The organism is Micromonospora sp. ZG13 (assembly GCF_059359355.1).
Genome location: NZ_JCADBQ010000004.1, coordinates 188109 through 204606 on the forward strand (window position 1 = coordinate 188109; position 16498 = coordinate 204606).

The 16498-nt window shown below is 73.8% G+C and carries 14 protein-coding genes; 9 read left to right on the forward strand and 5 right to left on the reverse strand.

The genetic code is table 11. The features are described 5' to 3' along the window. Positions 1–22: 22 nt before the first annotated feature. The 3 genes from AC5L34_RS11360 to AC5L34_RS11370 are packed head-to-tail and all read right to left on the reverse strand — an operon-like array spanning position 23 to position 3157. Positions 23–1228, reverse strand: a complete 1206-nt coding sequence (locus AC5L34_RS11360; RefSeq protein ID WP_494824789.1) for a DNA-processing protein DprA — start codon at positions 1226–1228, stop codon at positions 23–25. Beyond that, on the reverse strand, positions 1225–2745 hold the full coding sequence (locus tag AC5L34_RS11365) for a YifB family Mg chelatase-like AAA ATPase (RefSeq protein ID WP_441175353.1): 1521 nt from the start codon (positions 2743–2745) through the stop codon (positions 1225–1227). The genes AC5L34_RS11360 and AC5L34_RS11365 overlap by 4 nt, the downstream gene beginning before the upstream one ends. Positions 2746–2797: 52 nt before the next feature. Next, on the reverse strand, positions 2798–3157 hold the full coding sequence (locus AC5L34_RS11370) for a YraN family protein (RefSeq protein WP_441175352.1): 360 nt from the start codon (positions 3155–3157) through the stop codon (positions 2798–2800). A gap of 211 nt (positions 3158–3368) precedes the next feature. Here AC5L34_RS11370 and AC5L34_RS11375 point away from each other — a divergent pair, with 211 nt between their 5' ends. The 8 genes from AC5L34_RS11375 (at position 3369) to AC5L34_RS11410 (ending at position 12645) form a co-directional block, all read left to right on the forward strand. Continuing rightward, the gene (locus AC5L34_RS11375) at positions 3369–4640 is read left to right on the forward strand and encodes a hypothetical protein (RefSeq protein ID WP_441175351.1); all 1272 of its coding nucleotides are present in this window, start codon (positions 3369–3371) and stop codon (positions 4638–4640) included. A gap of 444 nt (positions 4641–5084) precedes the next feature. Next, complete coding sequence (gene rpsB / locus AC5L34_RS11380; RefSeq protein ID WP_441175350.1) at positions 5085–5966, forward strand: 30S ribosomal protein S2; 882 nt, start codon at positions 5085–5087, stop codon at positions 5964–5966. A gap of 135 nt (positions 5967–6101) precedes the next feature. Beyond that, positions 6102–6932: a translation elongation factor Ts gene (gene tsf, locus AC5L34_RS11385; protein WP_089001536.1), complete on the forward strand. Its 831-nt coding sequence runs from the start codon at positions 6102–6104 to the stop codon at positions 6930–6932. 160 nt (positions 6933–7092) lie between these two features. Then, complete coding sequence (gene pyrH / locus AC5L34_RS11390) at positions 7093–7860, forward strand: UMP kinase (RefSeq protein WP_089001535.1); 768 nt, start codon at positions 7093–7095, stop codon at positions 7858–7860. A 79-nt stretch (positions 7861–7939) separates the two neighbouring features. Continuing rightward, complete coding sequence (gene frr / locus AC5L34_RS11395) at positions 7940–8497, forward strand: ribosome recycling factor (protein ID WP_101414596.1); 558 nt, start codon at positions 7940–7942, stop codon at positions 8495–8497. 293 nt (positions 8498–8790) lie between these two features. Continuing rightward, complete coding sequence (locus tag AC5L34_RS11400) at positions 8791–9990, forward strand: phosphatidate cytidylyltransferase (protein ID WP_441175348.1); 1200 nt, start codon at positions 8791–8793, stop codon at positions 9988–9990. Between the two features lie 104 nt (positions 9991–10094). Continuing rightward, a complete protein-coding gene (rlmN, locus tag AC5L34_RS11405) occupies positions 10095–11240 on the forward strand; it encodes a dual-specificity RNA methyltransferase RlmN (protein ID WP_441175347.1) in 1146 nt (381 codons plus the stop codon). A gap of 31 nt (positions 11241–11271) precedes the next feature. Further along, complete coding sequence (locus AC5L34_RS11410; protein WP_494824793.1) at positions 11272–12645, forward strand: DivIVA domain-containing protein; 1374 nt, start codon at positions 11272–11274, stop codon at positions 12643–12645. 99 nt (positions 12646–12744) lie between these two features. Here the strand turns inward: AC5L34_RS11410 and AC5L34_RS11415 are convergent, their stop codons facing one another. After that, a complete protein-coding gene (locus tag AC5L34_RS11415; RefSeq protein WP_101414599.1) occupies positions 12745–12966 on the reverse strand; it encodes a DUF2631 domain-containing protein in 222 nt (73 codons plus the stop codon). Positions 12967–13237: 271 nt separating this feature from the next. Between AC5L34_RS11415 and AC5L34_RS11420 the strand changes: the two genes are divergently transcribed. Next, the gene (locus AC5L34_RS11420; protein ID WP_494824795.1) at positions 13238–14827 is read left to right on the forward strand and encodes a Rieske 2Fe-2S domain-containing protein; all 1590 of its coding nucleotides are present in this window, start codon (positions 13238–13240) and stop codon (positions 14825–14827) included. Positions 14828–14842: 15 nt separating this feature from the next. Here the strand turns inward: AC5L34_RS11420 and AC5L34_RS11425 are convergent, their stop codons facing one another. Further along, the gene (locus AC5L34_RS11425; RefSeq protein WP_494824797.1) at positions 14843–16438 is read right to left on the reverse strand and encodes a phytoene desaturase family protein; all 1596 of its coding nucleotides are present in this window, start codon (positions 16436–16438) and stop codon (positions 14843–14845) included. Positions 16439–16498 lie beyond the last annotated feature (60 nt).

The following is a 16498-nucleotide window of genomic DNA, read 5'->3' on the forward strand; positions in this document are numbered from 1 at the left end:
GGTTCGTGCTCCGCCCGGCACCTCACGCTCCGTCCGGCGTCGCCGCTCGCCTCGCGGTCTGCTCCCCGGGCGGTGGCGCGAGGGCGTACCCGTCGTCGCGGCGGAGCACCAACGTCAGCTCCTCGAGCATCGACAGCTTCCGCAGCGCGGTACGGACAGGCACTCCCGCCCGCGCGGCGAGGACGTCCACGCCCACCGCGCCCCGGCGGGGCAACGCCTCCACGACGGCCCGCGCGTCGTCGTCGAGCAGGTCGGCCGGCCGCTGGGGGCCACGCGGTACGGGTGCCAGGTCACCGATCCGCCCGACCTCCTCCAGCACCTGCGCGACGCCGGTCACCAGCCGGGCCTTCGGATGCTCCCGCAGCGTCTCGTGGGCGCCGACGGACATCGCCGACGTGACCGGGCCGGGCACCACCATGCTGGGCTTGCCCAGGGCGAGCGCCCGGTGCGTGGTCTGCGTGGCGCCGCTGCGGGCGGCCGCCTCCACCAGCACCGTGCCGAGCGTGCCCGCCGCGATGACCCGGTTGCGGATGAGGAACCGGGGCCGGAGTGGGTCGGCTCCCGGCATCCACTCGCTGACCAGCAGCCCGGTGTCGGCGATCCGGTCGAACAGCGCCGCGTTGCCCATCGGGTACGGGCGGTCCACGCCGCAGGCGAGCACCGCCACGGTGCGCCCACCAGCGTTGAGGGCGCCCCGGTGGGCTGCGGCGTCGATGCCGAAGGCGCCACCCGAGACCACGGTCCAGTCCCGCTCGGCCAGCCCGTAGCCGAGTTCCGTGGCGACGTGCGTGCCGTAGCCGGTGGCGGCGCGGGCACCGACCACCGCCACGGAGCGGTCGAAGGCCTCCCCGAGCGGCCACGAGCCGCGTACCCAGAAGCAGAGCGGGGGAGCGGTCTCGACGTCCACCCGCCGGTAGGCCTCGGGCAGCCGGAGCCGGCGCAGCTCGTCGACCCGGACGGGCCACTCCTCGTCGCCGGGGACGACGAGCCGGGCGCCGAGCCGGTCCGTACGGGCCAGTGCCTCGGCCGCGACGGCCCTGGCGTCGCCGGCCGCGCAACGGGCCGCCACGCTGTTGCGCAGCGTCTCGTCCGGCGCGCCCCCGTCGAGCAGCAGGTCGAGCGCCGCCACCGGGCCCAGCCGGTCGACCAGCCGGTGCACCGACCGGGTGCCCGGCTCGGCGAGCCAGGTGAGCGCCACCCGGGCCAGCGTCTCCTCGTCGATGCTCACGTAGCGTCCCCCGTCCTCAGTTGAATGGCCTCCCGCACGTCCTCCCGGTCGGGACGGTCCCGACCGTCCAGGTCCGCGATGGTCCAGGCCAGGCGGATGATCCGGTCGAAGCCCCGGGCCGACAGCGACCCGGAGTCGAGCCGGGCCCGCAGCTCGGCGGTGTCCGGCGCGGGCAACCGCCAGGGCGGGCGGCGCAGGTACGGGCCGGGTATCTCGGCGTTGACGCGGTGGCCGAGCACCGCCCAGCGCGCGGCCGCCGCCTGCCGGGCCACCGCCACCCGTTCGGCGACGGTGGCGGAGGCCTCGCTGTCGACGGTGGCCTCCATCAGCTCGGCCGCCCGGACGGGCGGCAGCCGCACCTGCACGTCGATCCGGTCCAGCAGGGGCCCGGAGAGCCGGCTGAGGTAGCGCCGCCGGGCCTGCGGCGGGCACTCGCAGTACGCGTCGCCGGCCGGCCTGGCGCACGGGCACGGGTTGGCCGCCAGCACCAGCTGGGTACGGGCCGGGTACTCGGCGCCGCCCCGGCTGCGGGCCAGCCGGACCCGGCCGTGCTCCAGCGGCTGGCGCAGCGCCTCCAGCGCGCCCCTGCTGAACTCGGGTGCCTCGTCGAGGAAGAGCACGCCCCGGTGGGCGAGTGAGATCGCGCCGGGGCGCGCCAGCCCGGACCCGCCGCCGACCAGCGACGGCACCGTCGCCGTGTGGTGTGGCGCCTGGAACGGCGGGCGGCGCAACAACCGGCCGCCCGGCGGCAGCAGCCCGGCGATCGAGTGCAGCGCGGTGACCTCCAGCGCGGCCTCGTCGTCCAGTTCCGGCAGGATCGACGGGAGGCGCTCGGCGAGCATGGTCTTGCCGGCTCCCGGCGGCCCGACCAGTGCCAGGTGGTGCCCGCCCGCCGCGGCGACCTCCAGGGCCCTGCGGCCCAGCCCCTGCCCCGCGACCTCGGCCAGGTCGGGCCCACCGTCAGTCGGTGTCGGGCCGTCCGACCCCGGTTCGATCAGGGGCGAGCCGTCGCGGATGAAGCTGACCAGCCGGTGCAGCGTGTCGACCGCCCGGACCCGGACCCCGGGGACGACCGCCGCCTCTGCGGCGTTGCCGGCCGGGACGATCACCTTCCCGACGCCGGCCCGGGCGGCGGCGGCGACCATCGGCAGCACGCCGCGCACCGGGCGGACCGTGCCGTCGAGCCCCAGTTCGCCGAGGACCACCACGTGTTCCAGCGGCAGCAGCGGCAGCTCACCGGAGCCGCCGAGCAGGGCCGCCGCGATCGCCAGATCGAACGCGGAACCGAACTTCGGCAGGTCGGCGGGGAGCAGGTTGAGCGTGATCCGCCGGTTGGGCCACCGCTGACCCGAGTTGACCACGGCAGCGCGGACCCGGTCCCGGGCCTCGTGCAGGGCGGTGTCCGGCAGCCCCGAGATCACCACGGCCGGCAGCCCGGCCGCCAGGTCGGCCTCGACCTCCACCAGATGCCCGGTGACGCCGACCAGGCCCACGCAGAGCACCTTCGCGTAGCTCACGACGCCGCCCGCAGGCGCCCGCCGCACGATCCCGTCCGGTCACGCCCGCCCATCAGAACGCCCCCTTGAGGTGCTCGACCCGGGCCGCGCCGGCGCCGGTGAGGCGTACCGAGACGACGTCGAAGCGCACCTCGTCGGCGGTGGTGCCGGTGTCGGCGAGCCACCGGGCGGCGAGCCCGCGCAGCCGCCGCGCCTTGGCCGGTACGACCGCCTCGGCCGGCGGACCGAACTGGTCGGACCGGCGGGTCTTGACCTCGCAGAAGGCGAGCACCGGCCCGTCCCAGGCGATGATGTCGATCTCCCCGGCGGCGCATCGCCAGTTACGGGCCACCGGGCGCAGTCCCGCCCCGATCAGGTGCCGGACGGCACACCGCTCCCCGTACGCGCCGACCGCCTGGTTCCGCTTCGTCATGTGCGGCACGGTGCCCCCGGCGGGCGCGGCGGCGCCGCCCCGCGTCCCGTGATCTGTGGACGGCGGACGAGCTGTGGACGAACGCACGATCATGCCCTCGCCGTGCTATGCGGCCGGGCGCCGTCCCTGGGCGTGGCCGTGCGGTGACCCGGTGCGCGGGGGACGCGGGTGCCCAGGGGGCGAATGGCGCCCGTGGAGCCGGTCGCATACGGTGCCGGACGTGGACGGACGACGGAACTTTGTCGAAGATCAGGAGTCGCGCTGGTATCCGGCCGATCGCGACCGTGACCGTGACCGCGAGAGCGGCTTCGGGGAGGCGGACTGGCGCGGCGCGGCGGAGTCCCGCTACCGGGACGACGACCTGAGTGCCCCCGAGCCGCGTCGGGCCGCCGAGGACGCCCGCTACGGCGACGCCGGGGGGACCCGGCGTGGCGAGACAGGACGTTTCGGCGCGTCGGCGGAGCCTGACTCCGGCCGCTTCGGCGCCGTCGAGCCCGACTCCGGCCGCTTCGGCGCCGTCGACGCCGACCGGGGCCGCTTCGGCGGGCCGGAGGACTCGGGTCGGTTCGCGGTCACGGGGCCGGAGGACTCGGGTCGGTTCGCCGTCGGCGGAGCGGAGGAGTCCGGCCGGTTCGCGGTGACCGGCCCCGAGGATTCCGGTCGGTTCGCCGTCACGGGGGCGGAGTCCGGGCGGTTCGGCGACGGCGATTCGGGACGCTTCGCGGCGGTGCCGCCGCTCGGGGACGCCCGGTCGGAGACCGAGGGATACCGGGCGGGCCGCTCGCGTCGGGCCGGGACCGACCCGGACGTCTCCGGGGAACTGCCCGCCGACCGCCCGGGGCGACGCGCCGCCCGGGAGTCGAGGGAGGCCCGCGACGCGCTGTCGACCTCCGGCGTCGACGCACTGGCCGGGGCGGGGCCCGTCGAACGGGCCGTGGACCCGACCCGCCCGGCGCCGCTGGGCGGCTATCCGATCGTCGCGCCCGCCCGGGCGGCCGATGCCGCGAGCGCGGCGGAGACGCCGGTCGACGAGCCCGCCCGGCCGGTCGAGCCCCCGAACCCGCTGGAGATGCCGACCGGGCCGATGACGCCGATCGCGCCCCGCACAGACCTCGCGCCGGGAGAGTTGGCGGCGTACCCCCCGGTGGTCGCCCCGCACCCGGGAGCCCCGGCGGGCGACGGCGTCTACCGGACCCGGCGGCCGGCGCTGGCCGCGCTCTTCACGCTGTTGGTCCTGGTGTTCGAGGTGCCCGCGCTGCGGGTGCTGCTCAGCGGCGTGACCGGCGACCCGGTCTCGGCCGCCGACGTCGTGGTGGGGATCTTCCTGGTCTGCGGCCTGCCGATCTTCGCGATCGGCCTGTACGGGCTGCGCACCGGCGGGCTGTCGCTGGCGGAGGGGAGCCGGGGCTGGCTGCGCCCGCCGACGGCGTACCTGACCGTCGGCCTGGTGCTCTTCGTCGCCGCCGCCCTCGCGGTCGGCTGACCCCCGACCGCCGGGCCGGCCATCCGGGACCGGGGGGCGGCTCCGCGCGGTGCCCACGGAGCGCTGCATCCGCCTCGCCGTCAACGGCGATCAGCAGGCCGCCGGGCAGCGGACCGGCCGCCGGCAACGCGGCTGGTGCGGCGCCCGCGGGACCGCTCCGCCGACGGCGAGCACCGGTCCGGGCGGGCGCGCCGAGTGCCGGAAATGGGCGATCCGACCCCTTCCCCGCACCCGAGGCATCGGGGGCGGGGAAGGGGCGTACACTGGTCGACTGGCGACCGCCTCGCGCGGTCGACCTCGCGCGCCCTCTCCACGAGCCGTCGTGGGGCGACGGCCTCCCTGGTCCCGATCTTGGTCGGGCCCGCCATGGCCGCCGGCCGGGCGCCAGGACGCCCGGCCGCCTGGCCGGGCGGAACAACCAGGGACCACGAGGAGTACCCCACCATGGCCGTCGTGACCATGCGTCAGCTGCTGGAGAGCGGTGTCCACTTCGGGCACCAGACCCGGCGCTGGAACCCGAAGATGAAGCGCTTCATCTTCACCGAGCGCAACGGTATCTACATCATCGACCTGCGCCAGACCCTCGACTACATCGAGAAGGCCTACGAGTTCGTGCGCGGGACCGTCGCCGAGGGTGGCAGCATCCTGTTCGTCGGCACCAAGAAGCAGGCCCAGGAGGCCATCGCCGAGCAGGCGACCCGGGTCGGCCAGCCCTACGTCAACCACCGCTGGCTCGGCGGCATGCTGACCAACTTCCAGACGGTCTACAAGCGGCTCCAGCGGATGAAGGAGCTGGAGGCCCTGGGTGACCTGAGCGGCACCGCCGCCGGGTACACCAAGAAGGAGACCCTGCAGCTCTCCCGCGAGAAGATCAAGCTGACCCGCACCCTCGGCGGTCTGCGGGACATGCAGAAGCTTCCGGCCGCGATCTGGGTGGTCGACACCAAGAAGGAGCACATCGCCGTCGACGAGGCCCGCAAGCTGGGCATCCCGGTGATCGCGGTCCTCGACACCAACTGCGACCCGGACGAGGTCGACTTCCCGATCCCGGGCAACGACGACGCGATCCGCTCGGCCGAGCTGCTGACCAAGGTCGTGGCCGCCGCCGTCGCCGACGGCCTGATCGCCCGTTCCGGCCGTCGTCGCGGCAGCGACGAGAAGCCGGAGCCGGGCGTCGCCACCGACGAGCCGCTGGCCGAGTGGGAGCGCGAGCTGCTCGAGGAGCCGAAGAAGGCCGACGAGCAGGCCGAGCAGGCCCCGCAGGCGCAGGCCGAGCAGGCCCCGCAGGCGCAGGTCGAGCAGCCGGCGACCGCCGCCGCGGAGTGACCGCACCGCCGCTTCCCCGCCGCCCGTTCTCCCGGGCGGCGGGGAGCGGCAGGTACGCCGGGCACGTCGCGCCCGGATCCGGGTAACCGGCACCAGGACCAACCCACCCGCAGTCTCAACACCGAAGAGAGAGCCATGTCCAACTTCACCGCCGCGGACGTCAAGAAGCTCCGCGACCTCACCGGCGCCGGCATGATGGACTGCAAGAAGGCGCTGACCGAGGCCGAGGGCGACTTCGACAAGGCCGTCGAGATCCTGCGCGTCAAGGGCGCCAAGGACGTCGGCAAGCGGGCCGGCCGTACGGCCGCCAACGGTCTGATCGCCCACTCCGGCAAGGCGCTGCTCGAGCTCAACTGCGAGACCGACTTCGTCGCCAAGACCGACGCCTTCATCGAGCTGGCCCAGCAGCTGGTGGAGCACGGCGAGCGCAGCGGCGTCGGCACCGCCGAGGAGCTGCTCGCGACCGAGCTGGACGGCAAGACCGTCGCCGACCTGGTGCAGGAGCAGTCCGCCAAGATCGGCGAGAAGCTCGTCCTCAACCGGTTCGCCAAGCTCGACGGCACCACCGCCGTCTACCTGCACCGCAAGAGCCAGGACCTGCCCCCGGCGGTCGGCGTGCTGGTGCAGTACACCAGCACCGCCGGCGACGAGGCGTCCGACTCGGACGCCCGGGGCGTCGCGATGCAGATCGCGGCCATGCGGCCGAAGTACCTCACCCGCGACGAGGTGCCGGCCGACGTCGTCGAGTCCGAGCGGCGCATCGCCGAGCAGACCGCCCGCGAGGAGAACAAGCCCGAGGCGGCCCTGCCGAAGATCGTCGAGGGCCGGGTGAACGCGTTCTTCAAGGACTACGTCCTGCTCGAGCAGGCGTCCGTCGCCGACAACAAGAAGACGGTGAAGCAGCTGCTGGCCGAGGCCGGCATCGACGTCACCCGCTTCGTGCGGTTCGAGGTCGGCCAGGCCTGAGCCGCCCCGGGCGCTTCGCGCGCCACGGGCAGGGGAACGTCGACGAGGAGGCCGCCGGTGTACGTGACAGGCACCGCGGCCTCCTCGTCACATAGGGTCGGCTACGGCAGTTTCGCGGTTACGGGGCGTACGGGACGTGCGCATGGGGAAGGGCGGGCGGATGACGCAGGTTGTGAGTGACCGGAGTCTGGCGGCGGACGATCCGACGGCGCCACCTCCCGGCCGGGCCCGCCGGGTGGTGCTGAAGCTCTCCGGTGAGGTGTTCGGCGGGGGTGCGATCGGGGTGGACCCGGACGTCGTACAGGCCATCGCCCGGCAGATCGCCACCGTGGTCCGCCGCGGCGTGCAGGTGTCGGTGGTGGTCGGCGGCGGCAACTTCTTCCGGGGTGCCGAGCTGCAGAAGCGCGGCATGGACCGGGCCCGGGCCGACTACATGGGCATGCTCGGCACCGTGATGAACTGCCTCGCCCTACAGGACTTCCTCGAGAAGGAGGGCATCGAGACGCGCGTGCAGAGCGCGATCACGATGGCCCAGGTCGCCGAGCCGTACATCCCGCTGCGCGCCATCCGGCACCTGGAGAAGGGCCGCGTGGTGATCTTCGGCGCGGGCGCCGGCATGCCGTACTTCTCCACCGACACGGTGGCCGCCCAGCGGGCGCTGGAGATCCGCGCCGACGTGGTGCTGATGAGCAAGAACGGCGTGGACGGCGTCTACACCGCCGACCCGCGGATCGACCCGACCGCCAGCAAGTTCGACTCGATCACCTTCTCCGAGGTGCTGCGGCGTAACCTGCGGGTGGCCGACGCCGCCGCGTTCAGCCTGTGCATGGAGAACGGCCTGCCGATGCTGGTCTTCGGCGCGCAGGGCGACGACACCATCATCCGGGCCGTGGGTGGCGACAAGATCGGCACCCTGATCACCGCCTGAGCGGTCGCGTGACCCCGACCTCAGCGGTCCCTCCGACACGACAAGCCCACGACGAGCACAGAAGGAGGCGAGGAGACCGGTGATCGACGACACCCTCCTCGAGGCCGAGGAGAAGATGGAGCGTGCCATCGAGCACGCCAAGGAGGAGTTCGGCGCGATCCGTACCGGTCGCGCCAACGCCGCCATGTTCTCCAAGATCATCATCGACTACTACGGCAGCCCGACGCCGCTGCCCCAGATGGCGTCCATCGGGGTTCCCGAGCCGCGCATGGTGATCATCAAGCCGTACGACAACTCGCAGATCAACGCCATGGAGAAGGCGATCCGCGACTCCGACCTCGGCGCCAATCCGAACAACGAGGGCAACCAGCTCCGCATCCTGCTCCCGCAGATGACCGAGGAGCGCCGCCGAGACATGATCAAGGTCGCCCGGCACAAGGGTGAGGAGGCCAAGGTGGCCATCCGCAACATCCGCCGCAAGGGCAAGGAGGAGCTGGACCGGCTCGTCAAGGACGGCGAGGTCGGCGAGGACGACGGCCGCCGCGCCGAGAAGGAACTCGACGACCTGACCCAGCGCTTCGTCGCCGCCGTCGACGACCTGGTCAAGCACAAGGAGAACGAACTCCTCGAGGTGTGAGTCGTACGCCGGCCTCCGCCGCCGACGACGGCATCGTGGCACCGGCGCTCCGCCGTCCGCTCGGGCGGCGGGGCCCGGTGCCACCGTCGTCCGAGGGCCGTCACGGGCCCGGTCCGACGTGAGGAACCGGTGGGTGCAGTAGGCTCGGCAGGATTCCCGGCCACCCTGCGGTGAACGGTGGGGATCGGCCGGCCGTCGGGCGGGTCAACCGGACGGAACAGTCGCGCGGGTAGGGGAATGGTTGTGGTTGTGCGTCAGTCGGTGGATCTCGTACCGGTCCCGCTCGGTGCGTGATGTCCCACCTCGAGCCCCACGGTAGCGCCGAGCCCCGCGGCTGGGACCGTCCCGACACCCCCGCCCCCGCACCGGCGCCCGCCCTTCCCTGGCCGGAGCCCGAGATCGAGCCGGGCCAGTGGCACCGCGGTCCCGCCGTCCTCCCCGACGCGTACGCCGAGGCGCCGGCCCGCCCCCGCCCGCAGGCCGGGATGCCGGCGGGCGGTGGCGCGGCCGCGTCGAACGGCCACCGCGACCCCGACGACTCCGACTACCCGACCACCCGGCTAGAGCCGATCCGCGACGTCGAGCCGGAGCCGATCCCCGCGCCGCCCCCGGGCCGCCGGCAGCGCGGCCGGCGCCGGGCCGGTCTCGATCGGCCACCCACCCAGCAGCCCGCCCCGAGCCGGGCCGGACGCAACCTGCCGGCGGCCATCGCCGTCGGCGTGGCCCTCGCAGCCCTGGTCGTGGTGCCGCTCTTCTTCTATCCGCCCGTCTTCCTGGTGGTGGTGGCCGCGGCGGTCGGCGTCGGCATCTGGGAGATGGCCCGGGCGGTACGCCGCAGCGGCGCGCACCCGCCGCTGGTGCCGCTGATCGCCGGCGGGGTGCTCACCGTCGGGCTGGCCTGGTTCTCCGGTCCCGACGCGCTGAGCCTCGGCCTGCTGGTGACTGTGCTGGGCACCATGGTCTGGCGACTCGGCGACGGACCGGGCGGCTTCCAGCGGGACCTGACCGCCGCCACCCTCATCGCCGTGTACGTGCCGTTCCTCGGCGGGTTCGCCGCGCTGCTGGCGGCGGCGCCCGAGGACGGGCATCTGCGGGTGCTGGTGACCCTGGCCGCGGTGGTCCTCTCCGACACCGGCGGGTACGCGGCGGGCGTCAACTTCGGCAAGCATCCGATGGCCCCCTCGGTGAGCCCGAAGAAGTCCTGGGAGGGTTTCGCCGGCTCGGTCACCGCCGCGGCGCTGGGCAGCGCCCTGCTGCTCTGGCTGCTGCTCGACGTGGCCCCGTGGTGGGGCGCGCTCTTCGGGCTGGCGGTCTCCGGCGCCGCCGTCCTCGGCGACCTCGCCGAATCCATGATCAAGCGGGATCTCGGGGTCAAGGACATGAGCAACCTGCTCCCGGGCCACGGCGGCCTGATGGACCGGTTGGACTCGATCCTCTTCGCGTTGCCGACCGCCTACCTGCTCCTGGCGGTCTTCGTCCCGGTGCTGGAGTGAGGCGTGAATCACCCGTCGTCAGCGGTCCCGCCCGGGCGGCGGAGGGCGATTCGCCACCTCCGGACAGGTGTGTCGACAGTCCGGCGTGACAGACTGGACGGGCCATGACGAGCCTGCCCCTGATCCCCGCAGACCCCGACGCCCCCGGGCGGCGGCCCGCGATGCCTCCCCGTCACCTCGCCGATCTCGACCTCGCCGGCCGCCGGGCCCTGGTCGCCGAGCTGGGGGAGCCGGCGTTCCGCGCCAAGCAGATCTCCACCCACTACTTCGGTCGCCTGGTGCGCGATCCGGGGCAGATGACCGACCTGCCGGCCGCCACCCGCGAGAAGCTCGCCGACCAGCTGCTGCCCCGGCTGCTCACCCCCGTCCGGGAGTTGGCGTGCGACGACGGCGCGACCCGCAAGGCGCTCTGGCGGCTGCACGACGGCTCGCTGGTGGAGAGCGTGCTGATGGGCTACCCGGACCGCGTCACCGTCTGCATCTCCAGCCAGGCCGGCTGCGGCATGGCCTGCCCGTTCTGCGCGACGGGCCAGGCGGGGCTGACCCGCAACCTCTCCACCGCCGAGATCGTCGACCAGGCGGTCTACCTGGCCGGGGTGGCCGCCTCCGGAGCGGTGGCGGGTTCGCCGCCGCGCCTGTCGCACGTGGTCTTCATGGGCATGGGCGAGCCGCTGGCCAACTACTCCCGGGTGGTCGCGGCGATCCGGCGGCTGGTCGCCCCGGCACCCGAGGGGCTCGGGCTGTCGCAGCGCCACATCACGGTCTCCACGGTCGGGCTGGTCCCGGCCATCCGCCGACTGGCCAGCGAAGACCTCTCGGTGACCCTTGCGCTGTCGCTGCACGCCCCCGATGATGAGCTGCGCGACGAACTCGTGCCGGTCAACCAGCGCTGGAAGGTGTCCGAGGTGCTGGATGCGGCCTGGGACTACGCGGACCGCACGGGGCGCCGCGTGTCGATCGAGTACGCGATGATCAGAGACGTGAACGACCAGCCGTGGAGAGCCGATCTGCTCGGGCGGCTGCTGGCCGGGAAGCTGACCCACGTGAACCTCATCCCCCTCAACCCGACTCCGGGCAGCCGTTGGGACGCCAGCCCGAAGCCCGTCGAGCGCGAGTTCGTCCGGCGGTTGCGGGAGGCCGGGGTGTCGACGACGGTACGGGACACCCGGGGTCGCGAGATCGACGGAGCGTGTGGGCAGCTCGCCGCCGCCGAGGACATGGACACCGACCGGGCCGGGGAGAAGGCGTGACCGGGCGTAGCGAACGAGACCAGGAGACATAGTGGCGAGTCAGGGTCAGCGTTTCCGGCGTAAGGCGCTCCGCCGGGGATACAAGGTCGACGAGGTCGATGCCTTCCTGGACCGGGTCGAGGCGACGCTCGACGGCCGGCCCGTGGGTGCGCCCGTCGCCTCCCAGGAGGTCCACGACGTCGTCTTCCGGGTCCGCTTCAACGGCTACGACGAGTGGCAGGTCGACCTGCACCTCGACCGGGTCGAGCGGCAGCTGGCCGAGCTGGAGGAGCGCGGCGGCGTCGGCGGACGCGGCGGCGACCCCCGGGACGCCGACCGCCTCGGCCCCCCCGACCGCCTCGGCCCGCCCGACCGGATGGGGCCGCCCGACCGGATGGGCCCGCCCGACCGCATGGGGCCGCCGGGGCGTGACGATCGCGGCATGTCGCCGGTCCCGCAGCCGATGCCGCCCCGGGCGATGCCGGCGCAGGCCGGGCCGCCCGCCGACCGCTACGGCCGCTACGACGAGCCCACCGGCGCCTTCGCCGGCGGATACGACGGGCCCCGGGGCGGCTACGAGCCGCCGCGCGGCCCGGGCGGCCCCGGCCCGATGGGACCGGGTGGCCCGATGGGCCACGGCGGCCCGCCGCCGCGCGGCCTCCCCGCCGGCCCCACCGGCTACGGCGACGGCCCGGGTGGTGGTTACGGCGACGGCCCGGGTGGTGGCTACGGCGACCGTCCGGGTGGCGGCTACGGCGACGGCCCCGGCAAGTACGGTGACGGCCCCGGCGGCGGCTACGGCGACCGTCCGGGTGGTGGTTACGGCGACGGTCCGGGCGGCGGCTACGGCGACCGTCCCGGCAACTACGGCGACGGTCCCGGTGGCTACGGCGACGAGCCGCGTTTCGACGGGTTCGAGGCCGGCCGGCGCGCCCGCGCCGACATGACCGCCGAGATCCGTATGCCGGAACGCGACCTGCGCGACCTGCGCGACCTGCGGGACCGCGGCCCGGCCGGCCCGCCCCCGCAGCCGGGCTTCGGTGGCCCGCCGAACGCCGGCCCGCCCGTGGGTGGCCCTCCGGTCGGTGGCCCTCCGGTCGGTGGCCCTCCGGTGGGCGGCCCCCCGGTCGGTGGCCCGCCGCCGATGGTCGGTCCGCCGATGGCCGGCCCGCCCGGCAGCGACCTCTACCGCGTCGACCAGATCCGTCGCAGCTTCCAGGTGCGCCGGTTCGGCAGCGGCTACGACCCGGACCAGGTCGACCGGTTCTTCGACACGTTGCTGGGGGGCATGCAGGGCCGCAACGCGATGCCCGTGAACCCGAAGGAGCTGGACACGCTGCGCTTCCCGCTGGTGCCGGGCGGCTACTTCGAGGCCGAGGTCGACGCCGCGCTCAAGGACGTGCAGGACATCCTGTTCGGGCGCTGATCCGCGTACGGCGAGGGCCCGCTCCCCTGTCGGGGGCGGGCCCTCGTGCGTGTGGTCTCCGGCGCGCGGACCGGTGCGACGCCGGCTGGCGCGGGTGCGTCAGGACCGCAGGCCGTTGCGCCGCAGCACGGCGTCGCCGATGACGATGACCAGCAGCAGCACGGCCAGGCCGATCAGCCAGATGTTCTCGACCCTGCCCTCGTGGTTGCCGCAGAGCATCGCCAACAGGGCCAGCGCGGAGACCACCGCACCGATCCGCCCGGACTTGCGGTGCCCGGGCTTGTGCTGGTCTGGCGACGTTACCGGCTCGCTTCCTGCCACTGTCGGTCCTTCCCTCGCGATCGGATCTCCGGTTAGTCTGGCACGCCCCGTGCCGGGCCCGGCGCTGGGTCCGACCGATGGGGCGGACCGCACGATCCGCCCGGTCGGGACGGGCGTCGGCCGGAGGGCGTACGAGGGTGGCAGCCGGGGGACCAAGGTCCCGACGTCATCCGGGCGCATCGGCACTACCGGCGTCGCGGGTGGGTTGCCAGACTCCCTCCGGTAGCGTTTCTGGCGTACACCTTGTTTGTCGTTTTGAGGGGGAACTGCGGTGCGAGTGACCGGTACGGGACACGCCAGCATGCGGATCGACACGGCCGCGGGCAGCATCCTGTGCGACCCGTGGGTCAATCCGGCCTACTTCGCCTCGTGGTTTCCGTTTCCGGACAACTCGCTGCTCGACTGGGAGGCCCTCGGCGACGTCGACTACCTCTACGTCTCCCACCTGCACCGGGACCACTTCGACGCGGCCCACCTGAAGCGCTTCGTGTCGAAGGACGCCACCGTGCTGCTGCCCGCGTTCCCCACCTCCGAGATGGAGGACGAGCTGCGGGAACTGGGCTTCACCAGGTTCCTCAAGGCGCCGAACGAGCAGGTCGTGGAGCTGGACGGCGGCCTGAAGATCATGATTCAGGCGCTGACCAGCCCGACCGACGGCCCGATCGGCGACTCCTCACTCTGGGTGGAGTACGACGGCGTCCGGCTGCTCAACCAGAACGACGCCCGCCCCACCGACCTGGGTGTCTTCGCCGAGCTGGGCCACGTGCACGCGCACATGCTCCAGTTCTCCGGCGCGATCTGGTACCCGATGGTCTACGAGCTGCCGCAGGCGGCGAAGACGGCGTTCGGCAAGCAGAAGCGGGACCGGCAGTTCGACCGCACCTGGCGCTACATCGACGACCTGAAGGCCGACCACGTCTTCCCGATCGCCGGCCCGCCGTGCTTCCTCGACGACGAGCTGTGGCAGTTCAACGACATCCACGGCGACGAGGGCAACATCTTCCCCGACCAGTCGGTCTTCCTGAGCGAGTACGCCAAGGTCGGCGGCACCAACGGCGTCGTGCTGCTCCCGGGCAGCGTCGCGGAGATCACCACCGAGAGCTGCGAGACCAGCCACCCGGTGCCGGTGGAGGAGTTCTTCGCCAACAAGGTGGCCCACCTGGAGGAGATGCGCGAGCGCAAGCGGCCGGTCATCGAGGCGGAGAAGGCGTCCTGGCGTCACCCCGAGGTGGACGTGCTCAAGGAGATGCAGCGCCGGATCGAGCCGCTGCTGGACGAGTCGATCTACCTGGCCAAGGGGGTCGGCGGCCCGGTCCGCTTCGACCTGGTGGGCACCGACGACTCGGGCGGCGAGACGATTGAGTCGATCGTGGTGGACTTCCCCGGCAAGCAGGTCCGCCCGTACGCCGACGAGAAGGTCCGCTACCGGTTCCGTACGGAGCGGGCGCTGATCGAGCACCTGCTGCACATCGGCGAGGTGGACTGGGTCAACTCCCTCTTCCTCTCCTGCCGCTTCTCGGCGGCCCGGATCGGCCAGTACAACGAGTTCGTCTACGCGTTCTTCAAGTGCCTCTCCACCGAGCGCCTCCAGTACGCCGAAGGCTGGTACGACGAGCACGAGCGCTCCAGCGACGCCGAGGACATCACCCTCGGCGACTGGGTGGTGCAGCGGCGCTGCCCGCACCTGAAGGCCGACCTGACCCGGTTCGGCATCGTCGACGGCGACCAGCTCACCTGCCAGCTGCACGGCTGGCGGTTCGACCTGCCCAGCGGCCGCTGCCTGACCAGCGTCGGGCACAAGGTCCGCGCCCACCGCGTCGACGCCGAAACCCCCGCCCCCGCAGGCGAGGCCCTCAGCTAGCTCCCGAAGCGGGGGTCAGCGGGCCAGGTCGGTGAGGATGCGGCGGGCGGCGTTGTGGCCGGCGGCGCCGATGACGCTGCCGGCCGGGTGGCAGCCGGCGCTGCCCGCGTAGACGCCGTCGACGCCGGTGGCGTATGGCATCCGGTCGGTGAACGAGACGGTGTTGTCCACGTGGTGGATGTGCCCGCCGGTGATGCCGAAGTGCGCCTCGATGCCGGGCGGCGGCAGCGGCACCGCGTCGGCGATCAGGTCACCCGTGCCGGGGGCGTACCGCTCGCAGATGCCGACCAGCCGGTCGACGTAGCCGGGCAGCGCCTCGTCCCAGGTGGTGTCGGCCAGCGCGTACGGCACCGACTGCACGAAGAGCGCCGACGAGTGGTGCCCGTGGCCGTCGGACAGCGACGGGTCCACGGTGGTGTGCAGGTACCACTCGATGGTCGGCTCGTCGGGCAGCCGCCCCGCCTGCACGTCCGCCCACATGGCGCGCAGCGCCGCCATCGGCGACTCCCCGCCCCCGCCGGTCAGCGAGTCCGAGCCGGGCAGCAGGTGGATCGTCGAGCCGAACGGGCTGGGCGCGCCCTCGGGCAGGCAGGAGAACCGGGGCAGACCGGTCAGCGCCAGGTTGAGCTTGAGCGTGGTGCCGGGGCGGCGGACCGCCGTCATCCGCTCGGCCAGCGGCGCCGGGAGCGCGCCGTCGGGCAGCAGGTCCATCAACCGGTACGGGTCGCAGGCGCCGAGCACCACCCGCGCGGCGACCTCCCGCCCGTCGGCGAGCACGATCCCACCGGCCGCGCCGCCGTCCAGGGCGATCGCGCTGACCGGCGTGCCGGTGCGGATCGTCGCGCCGGCGGCGCGGGCGGCGTCGGCGAAGGTACGCGACACGGTGCCCATCCCGCCCTCGGCGATCATCCACGTGCCGTCGGAGCCGGGCAGCCGGCACATGTTGTGCACGAGGAAGTTGTGCCCCGTGCCCGGGTCGTCGGGGCCGGCGTTGAGCCCGGAGAGGCCGTCGGTGACCGCGTACATGCTGACGAGCAGCTCGGAGCGGAAGTCGAAGCGGGCCAGGTGCGCGGCGACCGAGCCCCGGACGAGGTCGACGAAGACCTGCCGCAGCGCCGGCCGGACGTACCGCTCGGCGGTCTCCTCGACGGGCAGCGGCTCGGCCAGCCAGGCGGGGGCGAGGTCGTCGCGCAGCGCGGCCAGCTCGGCCTGGAGGGCGTCGTCGGCGGCCGCGTCGGCGGGGGAGAAGAACTCCGCGAGCTGCGCCCGGGTGGCCGCCGTGTCGCTGCCGAAGAGCAGGTAGGGCGAGCCGGGGCCGCCGGGGGTGGGCAGGAAGTAGTGCGGGTCGCGGCGCAGCACGGGGATGCGCACGTCGAGCGCGGCGAGCAGCTCCGGCGGCATCAGCCCGAGCAGGTACGACCCGGTGGAGTGGCGCAGCCCCGGCACCCGGGGGAACGGGGCCTCCGTCCGGGTGGCCCCGCCGATGACGTCGGCCGCCTCCAGCACCAGCACGTCGAGCCCGGCGCGGGCGAGCAGGATCGCGGACACCAGACCGTTGTGCCCGGCGCCGACGATCACCACGTCGGCCCGGGTCGGCAGCTCGTCACCCATGCCGGGGGAGCCTACTGCCCGCAGGCCCCACCGGTCAGCCCTTCACCACCCGGTCAGCCC

Coding starts and splice junctions, on each gene's coding strand:
- AC5L34_RS11370 (WP_441175352.1), bottom strand. CDS start 3,157: ATGACGAAGCGGAACCAGGCGGTCGGCGCGTACGGGGAGCGGTGTGCC.
- rpsB (WP_441175350.1), top strand. CDS start 5,085: ATGGCCGTCGTGACCATGCGTCAGCTGCTGGAGAGCGGTGTCCACTTC.
- tsf (WP_089001536.1), top strand. CDS start 6,102: ATGTCCAACTTCACCGCCGCGGACGTCAAGAAGCTCCGCGACCTCACC.
- pyrH (WP_089001535.1), top strand. CDS start 7,093: ATGACGCAGGTTGTGAGTGACCGGAGTCTGGCGGCGGACGATCCGACG.
- AC5L34_RS11400 (WP_441175348.1), top strand. CDS start 8,791: ATGTCCCACCTCGAGCCCCACGGTAGCGCCGAGCCCCGCGGCTGGGAC.
- rlmN (WP_441175347.1), top strand. CDS start 10,095: ATGACGAGCCTGCCCCTGATCCCCGCAGACCCCGACGCCCCCGGGCGG.
- AC5L34_RS11425 (WP_494824797.1), bottom strand. CDS start 16,438: ATGGGTGACGAGCTGCCGACCCGGGCCGACGTGGTGATCGTCGGCGCC.